General features: G+C 35.0%; 13 protein-coding genes and 1 other annotated feature. Of the genes, 5 read left to right on the forward strand and 8 right to left on the reverse strand.

Annotated elements, in window-relative coordinates; genetic code table 11:
* Positions 1 to 5 precede the first annotated feature (5 nt).
* Positions 6 to 1,109: a glutamate 5-kinase gene (proB, locus tag ACLBWW_RS14280; RefSeq protein ID WP_048547630.1), complete on the reverse strand. Its 1,104-nt coding sequence runs from the start codon at positions 1,107 to 1,109 to the stop codon at positions 6 to 8.
* A gap of 144 nt (positions 1,110 to 1,253) precedes the next feature.
* Positions 1,254 to 1,464, reverse strand: a binding site (T-box leader).
* Between the two features lie 339 nt (positions 1,465 to 1,803).
* Between proB and proC the strand changes: the two genes are divergently transcribed.
* Entirely contained in the window at positions 1,804 to 2,622 is an 819-nt protein-coding gene (gene proC / locus ACLBWW_RS14285) for a pyrroline-5-carboxylate reductase (RefSeq protein ID WP_048547632.1), read from the forward strand.
* 191 nt (positions 2,623 to 2,813) lie between these two features.
* Here the strand turns inward: proC and ACLBWW_RS14290 are convergent, their stop codons facing one another.
* Positions 2,814 to 4,454: a M20/M25/M40 family metallo-hydrolase gene (locus ACLBWW_RS14290; RefSeq protein WP_048547634.1), complete on the reverse strand. Its 1,641-nt coding sequence runs from the start codon at positions 4,452 to 4,454 to the stop codon at positions 2,814 to 2,816.
* 75 nt (positions 4,455 to 4,529) lie between these two features.
* Positions 4,530 to 5,279: an IclR family transcriptional regulator gene (locus ACLBWW_RS14295; protein ID WP_098049140.1), complete on the reverse strand. Its 750-nt coding sequence runs from the start codon at positions 5,277 to 5,279 to the stop codon at positions 4,530 to 4,532.
* 270 nt (positions 5,280 to 5,549) lie between these two features.
* Here ACLBWW_RS14295 and ACLBWW_RS14300 point away from each other — a divergent pair, with 270 nt between their 5' ends.
* Positions 5,550 to 6,974: an amino acid permease gene (locus tag ACLBWW_RS14300; RefSeq protein WP_431123655.1), complete on the forward strand. Its 1,425-nt coding sequence runs from the start codon at positions 5,550 to 5,552 to the stop codon at positions 6,972 to 6,974.
* 303 nt (positions 6,975 to 7,277) lie between these two features.
* Positions 7,278 to 7,625 carry a VOC family protein gene (locus ACLBWW_RS14305; protein ID WP_048547641.1) on the forward strand — a complete coding sequence of 116 codons (348 nt, stop codon included), beginning with the start codon at positions 7,278 to 7,280 and terminating at the stop codon, positions 7,623 to 7,625.
* 198 nt (positions 7,626 to 7,823) lie between these two features.
* On the opposite strand, the gene ACLBWW_RS14310 is transcribed toward ACLBWW_RS14305, so the two are convergent.
* The 4 genes from ACLBWW_RS14310 to ACLBWW_RS14325 form a co-directional block, all read right to left on the reverse strand.
* On the reverse strand, positions 7,824 to 9,011 hold the full coding sequence (locus ACLBWW_RS14310; protein ID WP_048547643.1) for an RtcB family protein: 1,188 nt from the start codon (positions 9,009 to 9,011) through the stop codon (positions 7,824 to 7,826).
* A gap of 277 nt (positions 9,012 to 9,288) precedes the next feature.
* The gene (locus ACLBWW_RS14315; RefSeq protein ID WP_000171508.1) at positions 9,289 to 10,320 is read right to left on the reverse strand and encodes a fatty acid desaturase; all 1,032 of its coding nucleotides are present in this window, start codon (positions 10,318 to 10,320) and stop codon (positions 9,289 to 9,291) included.
* Positions 10,321 to 10,695: 375 nt separating this feature from the next.
* Positions 10,696 to 13,080 (reverse strand): immune inhibitor A domain-containing protein, encoded by a 2,385-nt coding sequence (locus ACLBWW_RS14320; RefSeq protein ID WP_447614093.1) that lies wholly within the window; start codon positions 13,078 to 13,080, stop codon positions 10,696 to 10,698.
* A gap of 257 nt (positions 13,081 to 13,337) precedes the next feature.
* Positions 13,338 to 14,999 (reverse strand): alkaline phosphatase, encoded by a 1,662-nt coding sequence (locus ACLBWW_RS14325; protein WP_431123652.1) that lies wholly within the window; start codon positions 14,997 to 14,999, stop codon positions 13,338 to 13,340.
* Between the two features lie 323 nt (positions 15,000 to 15,322).
* Here ACLBWW_RS14325 and ACLBWW_RS14330 point away from each other — a divergent pair, with 323 nt between their 5' ends.
* Both ACLBWW_RS14330 and ACLBWW_RS14335 read left to right on the forward strand, forming a co-directional pair.
* On the forward strand, positions 15,323 to 15,805 hold the full coding sequence (locus ACLBWW_RS14330; protein WP_048547647.1) for a DUF2975 domain-containing protein: 483 nt from the start codon (positions 15,323 to 15,325) through the stop codon (positions 15,803 to 15,805).
* A 10-nt stretch (positions 15,806 to 15,815) separates the two neighbouring features.
* Positions 15,816 to 16,031, forward strand: coding sequence for a helix-turn-helix domain-containing protein (locus ACLBWW_RS14335; RefSeq protein ID WP_048547649.1), 216 nt, complete (start codon positions 15,816 to 15,818; stop codon positions 16,029 to 16,031).
* A gap of 40 nt (positions 16,032 to 16,071) precedes the next feature.
* Here ACLBWW_RS14335 and ACLBWW_RS14340 read toward each other — a convergent pair whose 3' ends face one another.
* Complete coding sequence (locus ACLBWW_RS14340; RefSeq protein ID WP_048547651.1) at positions 16,072 to 16,383, reverse strand: hypothetical protein; 312 nt, start codon at positions 16,381 to 16,383, stop codon at positions 16,072 to 16,074.
* Positions 16,384 to 16,497: the final 114 nt, after the last annotated feature.

Consider the following 16,497-nt stretch of genomic DNA (forward strand, 5'->3'; position numbering starts at 1 on the left):
TATTCTTAAAGTGACACCCAATAATCTCTATGAATGACTTCATAATTATGCCTTTCGCCTCTTGCTTGAATATGTTGACTTTGCATACCTTTTATCTCTCTTAATTCCTCTGCGCTATATGTGCATTGTCCTTTTCCAATTACGTGCCCTTGTTGCGTCATTACTTCTACGACATCGCCAACTTGGAAAAATCCTGAAACATTTGTAACGCCAGCAGGAAGAAGACTCTTACCATGCTGAATGATAGCAGTAGCTGCTCCAGCGTCTACTTCAATTTGTCCACTAACAAGCGAATGCAAGGCAATCCATTGCTTATTCACTTTCATTTCTTTTTGAGGAGCATTTCCGACATACGTTCCATCACCTTTGCCCTTCAAAACATCTACAAATTTCTCTTGTCCACGTCCTGTTCCAATAAATACACTCACGCCAAGAGAAAGTGCTATCTTCGCAGCATCAATTTTTGACTTCATACCGCCAGTCCCAAGTTTGGACCCAGCATCTCCTGCAAGAGAAGCGATTTCTTCCGTAACTTCAGGAAGGAAATAATACTTTTTCGCATCCGCATTTTTCTGAGGATTTTTGTCGTATAAACCGTTCACATCCGTAAAAATCATTAGCATATCCGACGAGACAAGCCCGCTTACTAAAGCTGACAGCATATCATTATCACCGAACGTTAGCTCTTCTAAAGAAATGGAATCATTTTCATTAATGATTGGAAGAGCAGAACGGTTTAGTAACTCTCCTAATGTAGCGTAAGCATTACTATATTGTTCTTTTCTAGAAAAATCACTTCTCGTCAGCAATAGTTGCGCAGTAACGATACCATATTTACGAAATTCCTCCGTGTACGCCTGCATTAACAAACTTTGTCCGACAGCTGCAGCTGCCTGTTTTCCTTTAATTGTCACAGGTCTACTAGGATACCCTAGAGCTGAAAAACCTGCAGCGACAGCCCCAGATGTAATTAACAAAACTTCATGCCCTTCCTCTTTCAATCGAGCCAATGCGGCAACGTGATCTGAAAGTTGTTCTTTAGAAATGCCTCCGTGACTATCTGCCAAGGAACTACTCCCAATCTTTACAACAATTCGTTGTTTTTTCACTTTTTTATCCCCCAAGTCTAAAATCAAAGTTTTTTATAAATTACACTTCTATTCATATAGCTTGCAGCGATTCTATTCTTTTCAATGCTGCGCCTAGCCTATTTAAGAGCAAAATAAAAATGACCGCTTCGCCCTTAATAAAATAAAAAGGACGAAACGGTCATTGTTCCGCGGTACCACCTTAATTGATATACATAGATATCCACTTGGCGCCTATAACGCAGGCGAACGCCTAAACTTTCATTTAAGACTCAGGGATAGGTTCGATATATTCTATACGAGGAATCTTTCAGCCGGTGAATTCCACTCTCTTTCGCAAGAAGACATATGTACTATTTCCCTTCAACGATTTTCGGTTTAATTTTTTATATTATGCGATATAATTTGATTTGGTGTCAAGAAGTATTTTAAAAAATAAATAGAGCGGTAAGTTACTTGTATGAAATTATTACCGTACTGAATGAAAATACAAATCGATATAAGTTTAACTCATATTCATTAACATAAAACCTACAATTAAAGTGTATATATTTACATAATGTCGAATATAATTGATTTTTATCTTTTGGTGTTGCAAAAAGGAATATATTCTCTTAGAATGTTTCTTTATATTACATAAAGATGTTATTGTTATTTTAAGATAGCAATTTCGAAATGATATAATTTATTATAAAAGGAGCAAGATTGAGTTATTATGGATAAACAAATTGGATTCATCGGTTGCGGAAATATGGGAATGGCTATGATTGGTGGGATGCTACACAAAAAGATAGTGTCTGCAAATAATATTATTTGTTCGGATTTAAACACTATGAATTTAAAAAATGCTAGTGAAAAATATGGGCTAACTACAACTACTGACAACAATAAAGTAGCTAAAAATGCTGATATTTTAATTTTATCAATTAAACCAGACCTATACGCATCAATCATTAACGAAATAAAAGAAGTAATCAAAAACGATGTTATCGTCGTAACGATCGCTGCCGGGAAAAGCATTAAAAGTACTGAAGAAGCTTTTGCTAAAAAATTAAAGGTTGTAAGAGTAATGCCTAATACACCTGCCCTTGTTGGAGAAGGAATGTCTGCATTATGCCCTAATGAAATGGTGACAGAAACAGATTTAGAAGATGTGCTAAACATTTTCAATAGCTTTGGTCAAACAGAGATCGTAAGCGAAAAATTAATGGACGTTGTAACATCTGTAAGTGGTTCGTCGCCAGCATACGTATATATGATTATAGAAGCGATGGCAGATGCAGCTGTATTAGATGGTATGCCTAGAAATCAAGCATATAAATTCGCTGCTCAAGCTGTGTTAGGTTCTGCAAAAATGGTACTAGAAACAGGCATACATCCAGGTGAATTGAAAGATATGGTTTGTTCTCCTGGCGGAACAACGATAGAAGCTGTAGCAACATTAGAGGAAAAAGGATTACGAACTGCAATTATTTCAGCAATGCAGCGCTGTACACAAAAGTCTGTTGAACTATCTGGGCAAACGAAAAAGTAAAACTATAAAAGAGATCACGTTAGCTTTGAATTTAGTTAGAAAACGGTGGACTACATACTCTCTCGCTTGCACTAAATGATAAACGGACAAACTCATAGATACTTGAGTTTGTCCGTTTTTTTGATTATACTACAATAATTTTATTTGTATCTTCTTTTGAAATTTCAGTTTTATCCCTTCCTTATTCCCTACTATGATTGTGTAATTTTATTAGAAACTAATAATTTTTCAATGCATTTCGGTAACATATCTAATAGCGTTTCAAATGCGTAATTTACATCTAAACGTTCTGTCCATTGATGTGCATCTTTTCCTACCGGCCCCATATTTAATACCGGAACGTCAAACTCTTCTAGATCCTGAAGTGGAATCGAATAACCTTTATCCCATAATGGCATATTGTCTACAAGTGAACTCATTGAATGTAGTGGATTCTGTAAGCCCACATAGCTCAAATCTGAAATTCCCCCAAAATAGTTTTGGTTTTCAAATGTAATGTTATGATTGTAGTGAGCATACTTTTCCATTTCTGCAACTACATCTTTAATTAACGGATTGTTGCGTGAACTTACAGCTGGATAATATGGTGGAGCAAAGAAAAGTACAATCATCGGCGCCTTTTCTTTACATAAAATAGATAGTTTATCTACTAAATCAATTGTTACCGCACGATCATCTTTATCTTCTCTATTTTTTATTATACTAGATTGAATATCATCTATTTTCTCTTGCCCATGTTGTTCAATTGCATAAGCGATAAGCTCTTCATACGTTAAAACATTTACTTTCATATTAGGCGGTATAAACGGATTATATTTAGAAAAACGATATGCTTGCTTCTCGTATGATTCTTCTATTTTCTCTGCTACTTTCGTTACTTTTTGACGTAACATTGAAACGACATCTGTCATCGTTTTTTCTAGTAAAAACAAATTGAATAATGTGACTGCACGATGCGGAATTTGTACAGAATAATCCTCCTTTAAGTCCCGTTGAAGTAAGTTAGTTGGCGGAGGACTTGCTTCTCCTTCTACAACATCACAAAGGTCCGTATTCAATTCTAATTCAGCCGTTAATAAAGCAGCCATATAACTCCCATTTAAACCTGCAAATGGTTCACCTACATGTGTTTCTTTACCATAGCAAAGAAATCCAGGTAACACTTTACCAATAGAACCAGTATAAATATACTTATTTTGGTCACCAGGATGTCGTGAAAACATAGGCTCTGAATTTAATACCGTTTTATAATCCAAGTTATGTTCTCTTGCTAACTCTAGTAGTCTTGGAACAGCAGCCCTCATCCCTACAGAGTTTACTTCTTCATCTGGAACAGATAATAAAAGAACATTCCCGTCAAATCTTCCTTCACAGGCTTGCTCAATCATTGCCATTTGTAATGTGAGGCCGCATTTCATATCCATTGTTCCTCTGCCAAACAGCCAATCTCCTTGTTCTATATCTTCACGCACATGGTCTGGTAATTCATCTTTATGAGAATAAAACATAGATGTTAACATTTTAGGATTAAATGCATCTTCTTTCCAAACTCCGTAATCTTGCACATCTACAACATCAAAGTGACTAACTAGAATTACGGTATTTTTTGTACTATCGCTTTTCTTCACTAGGGCTGTAACAAAATATCGTCCGTCCCCCGTCGGATTTTTTTGCAAATGATGCGGGTTTTCTTTGAAGTACTGTAAATCAGATAATTGTTCCACAACAAAGTCTGGCAATATCACTTCAGCTTCTGTACCTGTAATACTAGGAATTTCAACAAGACTGCTTAATAATTGAATCAATTGTTCTTTTGATTGCCACTTTGACATATAAATCCCCCTATTTTTCCACATTATGAAAATGAATTCCAGTATATGAATAAAAAATGACGACAGTTATCAAAATTATAGCTCTGATGTACTGCCGATTTTTATTGATATTTCATGAGCTGCTTGTTTTACCTTACTAATCAGAAAAGATAGTCGATCATCATTAATGCGGTGACTAATTAACCCAACACTTAATGCTCCTACTACTTTATGATTAAATCCGATAATAGGTGCAGCTACTGAAGCTGTCCCTTCTGTTTTTTCACCATAACTTACCGCATATCCTTCAGTTTTTATTTGCTTTATTTGATCTAAAAGAATGTGCTTTTGTTCTGGTAATGAAGAAAGTAAATGTTCTATAATATGTTCCATTTCATTCGTTTTCATATTGGCAAGCATCGTTTTATTTGCCGCACCAATTGAAAGTGGAATTTGTTCCCCTAAGTTATCAATAACTCGAATTTTTAAAGGGCTATCCATTCTTTCAATGATAATAGAATGTGTTCCATTCGGAATGTTCAAATACACACTTTCTTCGACCTCAGAAGCTAACCGCTTCATCACTTCTCTTGCTACAGATCTGTAGTCTACCTTCTCCAATTGACGTAATCCTATTTCCATCCACATTGGCCCAATTTTGTACTGTTTCGTTTCTGAAATTTGCGTAACTAACCCATGCTCGATTAAAGAGTTAAGTAATCTATGTACTGTACTAACTGGGAGATGTGTTCTGTCCGCTATATCAGAAATAGCCCAATACTCTTTTTCATTAGTAGAATTTAACAACTTTATAATACTTATCGCTCGATCAATGGACTGCACCATAATAACTCACCTCAGCCTGACTTGTAATATGCTAGTTTGCTCAATTACCTATCAATTTAACAAAAATTTAAAATGAAATCAATCTATTTATTCAATTTTCTAAAAATAAAAATATGCCACTGATAACAATTTGTAAGCGCGAACAAAAAAATATTGACTTTTCTTTTTAATTATCTGAAAATTATAACAAGATTTCACATCACGGAATACATTCCACAATACGGAAAAACATCAAACTTCATTCTATCAACTACGAAAGTGAGGAAAACAATGACGCAAGTAAGTAATACAAACAATGAATTAAAACGTACGATGAAAAGTAGACACTTATTCATGATTGCACTCGGTGGTGTGATTGGAACGGGATTATTTAACGGATCTGGTTTTATTATAAGTCAAGCTGGACCTGGTGGATCCGTACTTGCCTTTATGGCTGGTGGATTATTAATGTATTTCGTTATGCTTTGTCTTGGTGAACTTGCTGTAGCCATGCCTGTTTCAGGTTCTTTTCAGGAATATGCAACTAAGTTCATCAATCCTGCAACTGGATTTACAATCGGATGGTTGTATTGGTTAAGCTGGGCGAATACGACCGGTCTTGAATTTACAACTGCCGGCATTACAATGCAGCGCTGGTTTCCAGATATTCCTGTTTGGGTTTGGTGTTTAATATTTGGCGTTACTATCTTCACTATTAACGCATTATCTGCTCGTAGTTATGCAGAAACAGAATTTTGGTTTTCAAGTATAAAAGTATCTGCCATTATAGCTTTTATTATCCTTGGCGGTGCCGCTATGTTCGGTTTTATTGACTTAAAAGGCGACGAACCAGCCCCGTTATTATCAAATTTCGTAAATCATGGCGGTTTATTCCCAAATGGACTTGCAGCTATTCTATTAACAATGGTTACAGTCAATTATTCCTTCCAAGGTACAGAACTTGTCGGAATCGCAGCAGGTGAAAGTGAAGATCCAGCAAAAACTTTACCTCGTTCTATTAGAAATATTATATGGCGCACGATGTTTTTCTTCGTCTTAGCAATCTTTGTTCTTGTTGCTTTAATTCCTTGGGAAGAAGCTGGATTAACCAAAAGTCCATTCGTTGCTGTATTTGATAATATCGGTATTCCATATGCAGCTGATATTATGAATTTTGTTATTCTTACTGCTGTTCTTTCTGTCGCAAACTCTGGACTGTACGCCGCAACTCGCATGCTTTGGTCATTATCAAAAAATGAAATGGCTCCGGCCTTTTTAAAGAAATTATCTTCACGAGGAATACCTTTAAACGCTTTAATTTTGACAATTTCTATTTCTGCTTTTTCTCTTTTAACAAGCGTCGTAGCTGCTGAAACAGTTTACTTATGGTTAATTTCAATTTCTGGCGTCATAACAATCATTGTTTGGATGTCAATTTGTGTCTCTCAATACTTTTTCCGTAAACATTATTTAGCAGACGGTGGAAAATTAGAAGACTTAAAATTTAAAACTCCACTTTATCCACTTGTACCAATTCTTGGTTTTGGATTGTATGGCATTATATTAATCAGTCTTATTTTCATCCCAGAACAACGACTTGGAATCTATTGCACTTTACCGTTTATCGTTTTTTGCTACACATACTATCACTTTAAAGTTAAGAAAAGAATTGCTACTAACACTCAAAGTGAAACTAAAATTAGCGAGACTATGTAATACTATACTTATATATAAAAGACCGCACATGGCTTTCATTTCATATGCGGTCTTTTATCATTGGCATTTGTTCTATTCCCTTTTCATTCATTACCTCATACGAGTCAGTATTACTATATACCTTTACTTGGGTTGTAAGTTCTTTGAAAAGTGATAGCGATTTCCATAATGCGGTAAATACTACAATACTAGTAATTGGAATTTTTCACTTTTTATACGTTATTGATTTTCCTTACACTTACTGTTTTGATATATTGAATATATAATACTTAAAAATTTTTAAATAGACAGGAGTTATATTCGATGATAAAAGGTTTCGGGGGAATATTTTGGAGAACTAAAAATCTTGATGTTATAAAAAAATGGTACAGTGAAGTGTTGAAAATTGAAATAGAAGATTGGAATGGGACTGTGATTAAACCCCAATTAGGAAATGAGACTATTTTTTCTTTCTTTACCGAAAATGATAATTATTTTCCAATAGAACAGCAAGTGATGTTAAATTTTGAAGTACATAATTTAAATGAGACTATGCAGCATCTTGAACATATTGGCGTACCGCTTGAAAAGAAAGAAGAAATTAGTGAGTTCGGAAAGTTTATTTGGATTAAAGATCCTGAAGGTCGTCTAATTGAGCTTTGGGAGAAATAGACGGTTATAATCCTTTGCTATTAAGCTAACGGTTGCTTTCATTCAACAAAATAAATAAAAAAGTCGATTTCTTTACTCCACTGGAAATCGACTTTTTTCTATCACATCCACCATAAAATGAAACTACTTCCTTTGATTAGATTGTTTCCAAACAAAAAATACGAAAAATAGTTTTTTCTGGCTGCTTATTTATCCCTTCTAATTCGCTTTAAAATTATATAATGGCTTAATAATGTGCTTTATATCTATCGTTTCTTTTGTATTTTCTATAATTTCATCCATTGGCTTGTATACCATTGGTGCTTCATCAATTGTGCTCTCTACTACCGATGTAGTCCACACCTCTTTCATCGTATTTTGGAAGTCCTCTATACTCAATAATTCTTTAGCCTTCTTACGACTCATAATACGTCCTGCCCCATGCGGACCAGAAAAGTTCCAGTCTGGATTACCTTTACCAAATGCAATAATTGAACCATCTCTCATGTTAATTGGAATAATTACTCGTTCATCTTTCTGAGCTGAAATAGCACCTTTTCGTAGAATCATATTTTCTATGTCAATATAGTTATGTATTGTAGTAAATTGATCCGTTATTTTCCAGTCCATTTTCGTAACAATTTCATCAATCATTGCTTTACGATTTAACGCGGCATACTTTTGGGCAATATTCATGTCATTCATATAATCTTTGAATCCTTCTCCTTCTAAATAAGCTAGTTCTTTACGAATCTGTGGCTTCTTAATTCCACGTAAAGTTTCTTGTATTTCTTTTTCTCTCCCCTCTTTAGTTAATCTCTTAATAATCTCATCCTTCATTGATGTAACATGAATTAGTTGTTCATACGCGAAGTTCTGGTAATACTCTGCTATTTGTTTACCTAAATTACGAGAACCACTATGAATGACAATATATACATTTCCTTTATCATCTTCATTTAATTCAATGAAATGATTTCCTCCTCCAAGAGTACCTATACTTTTTTGAGCTCGTTGTAATGTATATGGGGCCTTCACACCATCAAAATCAATCATTTTTGAGAATCGATGTTCTTTATCTCGGATACGAAAACCACTTGGAACAAATTTACGAATCGTTTCGTCTAAGTAATCGAAATTAATTTCTTCTTTTTTCTTATCAATCACAACAACTTCCATACCACAACCAATGTCTACCCCTACAAGATTAGGAACAATTTTATCTTGTATTGTCATCGTTGTCCCAATCGTGCAACCTGCTCCTGCATGTGTATCTGGCATAATACGAATTTGACTATCCTTTACGAATTCTTGGTTACAAAGATCAATAATCTGCCCAGTTGCAGTCTCATCAACGTTATTCGTAAATACTTTTGCTTCATTGTATTTTCCTTGTAATTTCAACATCTTTCATGTCCCCTTCCTTTTGAAAGAATTATTTTATTACGTTGTATGTGTTCTTATAATTACTATCATCCACCTTCTACTTTCCAATATATATATAATATATCCTTCACTATAAAAAAATTATAATGATTTATTTTGTTTACATAATATAATTACTGTCTCTTTATATTTATACCTACACATAAGCATTCCTCCTCAATATCGATTATATAATAATTAAAAAAAAACTCCCCTTAAATCGAAAATGATTAAGGAGAGTTTTTTATACACGATGAAATTATAGTTCAGATTTCACTCGAACAGAAACATTGTTTTTAATTATTTTTTTGAATTCTTTAAAGGTAACAAAATTGTTACTTTTCTCATCCCAAAGACGAAAACGGAGTGATCGTAAGCTTGTAGCAAGTGTAATCGTTGGTACATTTTTTAACGGAAGCGTATTATTGTGTGCCTCTTCTAGTTTATAGTTAGGTACTCTTGGACTTAAATGGTGAACATGATGGAATCCAATATTACCAGTTAGAAATTGCAAGATTTTTGGAAGTTTATAAAATGAACTTCCTTCCACTGCCGCTTTCACATATTCCCAATCTTTATCCTCTTCAAAATAAGAATCTTCGAATGTGTGCTGTACGTAAAACAGCCAAATTCCTACTGAACCTGCTATTAAGAATATCGTACCATGCACTAACAGAAACGATTGCCACCCAATTGCCCAGCAAAGTATAGCTATTAAAGCAACGATTATAATATTCGTCAAATACGTATTCATACGTTCTTTCTGTCTAGCACCTTTTCGGTTAAATCTATTTTTAAGTAAGAAAACATAAATCGGACCTAATCCAAACATAACGAATGGATTGCGATATAAGCGATATGCTAAACGAAGTCTAAATGGCGCAGCTACATATTCATCAACTGTAAGTGTCCAAATATCTCCTGTACCTCTCTTATCCAAATTACCACTTGTAGCGTGATGAATAGAATGCTCATGTCCCCATTGATCAAACGGGAATAAAGTTAACACACCCATACATGTCCCTACGATTCTATTTGCAGGTCGACTTTTAAAGAATGAATAATGGGTACAATCATGAAAAATAATGAAAATCCGTGTCATAAAACCAGCGGCTAACAGAGATGGAACTAACGATAACCAATAAGAAACGGACAAACTTTTATAAGCAAGGTACCATAAAATAATGAACGGCACAATTGTGTTAATAAGTTGCCACACACTTTTTTTAATCGTTGATTTTTCATACGGAGCAACTTGTTTTTTTAAATTTTTAGTATTTTCTAATGTCATTGGTCTAATTCCTTTCCTTTATGTTGCTAATTCACATTATAGCATACTATTAGTATCAGGTGTTAAAAGTAGCTGTAATAAATATTATATAATATAAAAATCTCTTTTTTCTTACTCATTACTTACAAATTACTTACGGTCAAAAAACCTTATATAATCGGACTGATGGAGCATTTCAATTATAAAAAAAACATCTATTTTTTCCAATAAATATATATAAAAGCAGAGGAATTTTTCACTTCTGCACATCTTTTCATTTTTTTAAATGGTAATTTTTTTCGATTTGTATTTATGTAACAGTTTTTTCTCACAAGAAGAAAAGAGCTGCCATAAGTCAGGTTTCACCGACTTATGGCAGCTCCTTTTCATTTTATTTTAGCGATGGATCCAAACTGCCCCTGCAGACTTGTCTTCAGCTTGACCTACTACTTCAAACTTCAATCCAAGTTTCGGCAACTTACGTCCGGCATCTGGAATAACACTGTTGATGTATTGCTTAGAATCATCAAATTTCGCAACGCCTGGCAATCCTTTATAATCAAAGATACCGCGGGTTGGCGAATTTACTTTCCATGCTGGCGTTTGATCAAATGAGAATGCCGCATCGGCAATTTGATAACGCGTACTGCTCTTCACAGTTGGTTGTCCATTTAATGTTCCTACGATTGCCTCTGGATGAGAATCTACTACCCCAAGGAATCCTTCGCCTGGATGAACACCTACCCAGTTATCTGTAAAGCTTTGATCCGCATACCATACAACCATTCCTGTATTAAATACTGGACCACGTGCATGTTGTAGCGCCGTGTCAGACCCAGCGTAATTTCGCCACTCGATATAGTAGTTATGTTTTTTCTGTTCAAATCCGTTAGACACAGTAAATCCTTTTAGCGTCATTGCTGGTTGGCCTTCTGCATCATCAGAGAAAACAACTTTTCCATCTACAGTTAATGCTGCATTGTCTAATGCAAATCCTTTATAAGCTACTGCAATATCTGTTACATACTCAAATTGCAATTTTAGTTTCTTTCCTTTAAATTGGCTTAAATCGTATGATTTATCAACCCACTTACCATCTGTTGTATCTACGCCGCCTTTTACATCTTTTTCGCCCATTCTATCAATACGTGTCTTCGTTCCATCTTCTGCAATCGCATTTACGTCAAGGAAATCATACTTCGCTTCCAATTCATAAAATGCCTTATAATCAAACTTAGCATCCGTTGCAGTCGTTAAGTCAAATACTGGTGTCTCAAGTGTTGTATGAATGTCATTTCCTTTTGTGCTGTAATAAAACTTCTTACCAAATGCTGATTCGATATTTTTTATATCTTTGTCTGGCAAGTTAACACGAACGATTCCTGGTCGTTTTGATTTTGTAACACTTTGATCTAAAAATGTCGCAGTACCGATTCCTGTGCGCAGTTTATCATAATCTACCTCAACGATATTCGCCCAGTTCCCCTTCATATTCTTTTGGAAAAACTCTTTATTTTGCGGTGAGAAACTTGTTGGCTCTGTTCCCGCAATTTTTCCAGCCCAGCTACCGCCGCTCATAAGGGACCATGATTCAACAGGTTCACCTTGCCCTGAATACTTTGTATCATATTCATCAGGTAAGCCTAAATCATGACCGTACTCATGTGCAAACACACCAACTGCACCGTCTTCAGGCTCGATTGTATAATCATATGCAGCCATCTTTCCGCCCCAGTTTGATACAGTAGATTTTGTACCATCAATCGCATATGGCTTTGATCCTAGTTTTGAACGATGGGACCAAATCGCATCATCTTTCAATTTACCACCGCCAGCTTCTTGACCTACGCCCGCATGTACAACCATTAGGTGGTCAATAATTCCATCTGGTTCGTTTTTATTTCCATCACCATCTTGATCGTATTGATCAAATTGATCATAATCAGCTAAATTAATGCCTTTTGCTACAGCTGCTTTTAATGCTTCTTTCACAAAATCGCGTGGCCCTAAAGGACCTTTATTATCATGACCAGTTCCCGCATCCGCACCATAATCTGAAGCTTTTCCTGGAACAGTAAGCCATTCGGTTACAGTGCCATCAACTGTGTAGCTTCCGCCAGATTGCTCTTCATAATATTGTTTAAAAGTGTTAATCTTCGATCCATCAAATAACGTAAATTGCTCATCACCAAATAACATTTTTTGATAATGTTCACGATTAAAGTCCTTAGAATACATATAACCTGGTTCTTGATCAATATTATTATGCTTAAAATCGCTAAATTCTACGAGTAAAACAAGCACTTTATCTTTTCGAACAGCTCCATTGTACTCTTCTTGCTTCGCTGGTGTAGTCGGTACTTTTCCATTTAGTTTTCTAGAATTCAATCCTGCATCTTGCCCAGCTACTGATCCTACTTCAGGTTGCTGCGCCTGTTCATTTTCCTTCATTTTTGTATCTTTTACTTTTTTCATAAAATCAGAAGCTTCTTGCGTAAGACTATCTCCTGTCAAGATTTCTTTCCCAAGGTTTTCCCCTTTCTTTTTCTCAACATAATTTTCGACAGCCTTTGATGTCTCAGCTTGTGATGCAGATTGATCAATTACTCCCCTTTGTTTCAGCGCTTCTGCCAAACGCTCATCTGGTATTAAATGCTCATCAATTGGTAGAGATGGTGGCGTATCAGCATACGCTGCATGACTTCCGAAAGCAAACGTACTACTTAACACTGCCGCTGTTGCTAAAACTGATAATGGTTTTAACTTCTTATTCTTTTTCAATGCTTTTCCTCCCCAGTGTCTGCAAATTATCGTTTTTTTTGCCGATAGGAACATAATATTCGTTATAATACGAATATTCAATCTTTTTAAAAGGCGAAAATGTTGAGAAATATTTTTCAGGGTGAAAAACATATGATAAATAAATTTACAAGAAGTCCACTTTAGAATTTGTGATTCTCTTTACTCTTGTTTTCGAATGAAATTTCATCTACACAAAAAAGCCAATTCCTAAGTACTAGCTAAGGAATTGGCTTTTTTTAATGAGAATATTTTATGAATAAATGGATTGCTTCTTCTGGTATATAGAACTTGCCATTGCTTTCTACAACGACACTACCTAATTCATATTCTTTATTCTTAATACGAATTATATTTTTATTTACAAATAATTGAGCTTTTACATTATTACGTTTTACTATGAGCACCGGGTTTTCTGCATCAGTATTATCTATTGTTACTGTTGCACCTTTTCGTTTAAAGGCTAATTCACTCTCTACAAATAATTTGTTTGTTACTTCTTCTAAGTTAAAGTCCATTGCTTTCGCCATCGTCTTCGCAATGTCTGTGTTTTGGATCAAACCTTTTGGCTTTTGAGGACCGTAAGAATATAAAAACACATCCTCACCTGTATGGCCTCCTGTTGTGAAGCCTATGTTCGCATGATTGGCCAATAATGTAGTAAGTATTGGACCTACATCCGATTTCTTTTTTGCTGCTTTTACTCTTTCTTTTTCATCATAAGTTAAATTGTCCAAACCGTATAATTTAGCTACATCGTCTACATTTGATAAATCGGATTTTAGTTTATTTGTAGCACCTTCAAGTGTCATTTTCGATTTTTTTAATGGACCAATGTATGCAGAGACCGGCGTAATATTATAGCCTTTTGTCGTATTCGCATTCCCAATAGAAATACCGCTGTTACCATGATCAGTTACAGCTATTAACATCGTATTACCATCTTTTTTTGCAAATTCCAATGCTTCTGCAACTGCGTTATCAAATGCTAATACATCACTAATCATCCCTATTGGATCGTTCACATGAGCTGCCCAGTCTGGCTTACTTCCCTCTACAAATAAAAAGAAACCATCTTTATCTTTTGATAGTGTTTGAATTGCTTTTTCCGTCATTTGAGAAAGTGTTGGTTGCTCCGGATTTGTTGCTTCACGATCCATATCAAACGCAAGAGCATTATGTGAGAAAGAGCCCCAAATTTTCTTAGATTTAGAGTTCAATAATGCATCTTTCGTTTCAACAAAGTCGTATCCTTTGTCTTGAATCACCTTTACTAAATCTTCACCATCTTTTCTTTTTATAGGTAGCAGTGCCTCTTTTCCCCCACCTAATACAACATCTATATTTTGATACACTTGCTGCTCCGCAATTACGTCAAAACGCTTACGGTTAATATGGTGAGCAGAAAATCCAGCGGGAGTAGCATGCTGAATTTCAGCTGTAGCAACTATTCCAGTTGCGCGACCAGTGCGTTTGGCACCTTCTAAAACATTGGCAACTGGACGTAACTTGTCCTCTTCTTTTATTGATTTTAAGCCAGGTGAACTTACAATAGAAGGTAATATACCTACATATCCTGAATTCGATTTATTCCCCGTCGCTAAAGCTGTAGCTGCTGGGGCTGAGTCTGTTATAGCTGATTCCGCCGAATAGGTACGAACTCCTCCTGTTACAATTTCATCTAGTGCAAGTGGTTTCCCTTTATACAAGCGAGCTAATGTCGTTGCTGAAGAACTCGTTCCGTCCATAACCATTATGATTACATTTTTCGGTTGCCATTCTACTTGTTTCACCTTAGCTTCCACCGTATGATAATTCATCATGCTTTCCGTACATAACATACTTAGTGTGATTGTTCCTACTAACAGTAACCTTTTCATCAATAAACCCAAATTCGACATTGTTGTTCCTCCGTATGTTTCACATTCATTTATATACAAAAAGATTTCCACAACCTATATATGTTTTATTAGTCCCCAATTTTCATGAAGCTAACAATCATTACCTTCACTTTCTTTTATTAGTAAAGCAACGAACGGTACATATCATAGCTTTTTATGTTCAAATAACTAGAGACCACACCTTTTTTATAAAAACGTCTTATCATTCTCTTCACTAAAATTTATTTCTCAATAAAAATTCGATTGAAATAAATAAGAATTTATTGTTAAACGATAAAATTTATGTTAAATTAAAATGATAATTTAAAAATGAGGTGCTTTATATGAAACAAGGATCAACACTCTTTTTAAAGACAGCAATTATCCTTATCGGTATTCCTGTTTTTGCTTTGTGTATATTTTTAATTCCTAATATCGGGAATTACGCAGCGGACTTATACCCGGATATTGCATATATAAAATATCTTGTTTTAATCAATCTATATGCAACGGTGATACCTTTTTATTTTGCTCTATATCAAGCCTTTAAACTTGTAAGCTACATTGACAAAGGTAACGCCTTCTCGAAATTATCTGTTAGAGCTTTAAAGAAGATTAAACAATGCGCTGTTACAATTAGTGTATTATATGTAATAGGTATGCCACTCTTCTATCTCATAGCGGAGAGAGATGACGCACCAGGTATTATTATAATAGGCATGCTCCTAATCTTTGCTTCAATGGTAATCGCAGTCTTTGCTGCCGTCCTCCAAAGACTTTTAAAAGATGCGATAGATATAAAATCAGAAAATGATTTAACGGTCTGAGGTGAATAACATGGCAATAATAATTAATGTTGATGTAATGTTAGCGAAACGAAAAATGAGTGTAACTGAACTTTCGGAGAAGGTTGGAATTACAATGGCTAACCTTTCTATATTAAAAAATGGAAAAGCAAAAGCAATTAGAATTACAACTTTAGATGCTATTTGTAAAGCTTTAGAATGCCAACCAGGGGATATTTTAGAATATCAACCGGAAGACAGCGAATAAAAAGAGTCCTTCTCGTATGAAGGACTCTTTTTATTCGGTATTATGGCGCAAAACTAACTCGACCAGTCAAAACTAAAATAATCGCGATAATCCAAAATATAAAGAAGGATAAGGACAGTATTAATGAAAGAATAGCAATCCCCTTCTTCTCTGTTTTTTTCGTCATCGTAATGACAGAAAGTATGATACCTGCAACAGTGAGGGCAACTGTAATATAATCTCCCACTATATTACCTGCATTCGCTATCCTTGTCGGAGTTACAAAAACGAACAGAAAACATAAAATACCGATGAGTAAAGATATGTAGCTTATTATGCTGTACTTCTTTTTAGGAACTATTTCAGTTTTCATACTAACCCACCCCTTCTCTATAGCTATGTGTTTATATTAGCATGAATAACCATAATTTAGTTAAAACAAAAAACAGATAAAGTGGACACAACCACCTTATCTGCCATTACATTT

Source organism: Bacillus sp. M5A3_1b, assembly GCF_053345335.1.

Excerpts from the sequence above, each read along its gene's own strand:
- ACLBWW_RS14335 (WP_048547649.1), top strand. The coding sequence starts at position 15,816 with ATGGCAATAATAATTAATGTTGATGTAATGTTAGCGAAACGAAAAATG.
- ACLBWW_RS14310 (WP_048547643.1), bottom strand. The coding sequence starts at position 9,011 with ATGTTGAAATTACAAGGAAAATACAATGAAGCAAAAGTATTTACGAAT.
- ACLBWW_RS14300 (WP_431123655.1), top strand. The coding sequence starts at position 5,550 with ATGACGCAAGTAAGTAATACAAACAATGAATTAAAACGTACGATGAAA.
- ACLBWW_RS14330 (WP_048547647.1), top strand. The coding sequence starts at position 15,323 with ATGAAACAAGGATCAACACTCTTTTTAAAGACAGCAATTATCCTTATC.
- ACLBWW_RS14325 (WP_431123652.1), bottom strand. The coding sequence starts at position 14,999 with ATGTCGAATTTGGGTTTATTGATGAAAAGGTTACTGTTAGTAGGAACA.
- ACLBWW_RS14295 (WP_098049140.1), bottom strand. The coding sequence starts at position 5,279 with ATGGTGCAGTCCATTGATCGAGCGATAAGTATTATAAAGTTGTTAAAT.
- ACLBWW_RS14315 (WP_000171508.1), bottom strand. The coding sequence starts at position 10,320 with ATGACATTAGAAAATACTAAAAATTTAAAAAAACAAGTTGCTCCGTAT.
- ACLBWW_RS14290 (WP_048547634.1), bottom strand. The coding sequence starts at position 4,454 with ATGTCAAAGTGGCAATCAAAAGAACAATTGATTCAATTATTAAGCAGT.
- ACLBWW_RS14340 (WP_048547651.1), bottom strand. The coding sequence starts at position 16,383 with ATGAAAACTGAAATAGTTCCTAAAAAGAAGTACAGCATAATAAGCTAC.
- proC (WP_048547632.1), top strand. The coding sequence starts at position 1,804 with ATGGATAAACAAATTGGATTCATCGGTTGCGGAAATATGGGAATGGCT.
- ACLBWW_RS14305 (WP_048547641.1), top strand. The coding sequence starts at position 7,278 with ATGATAAAAGGTTTCGGGGGAATATTTTGGAGAACTAAAAATCTTGAT.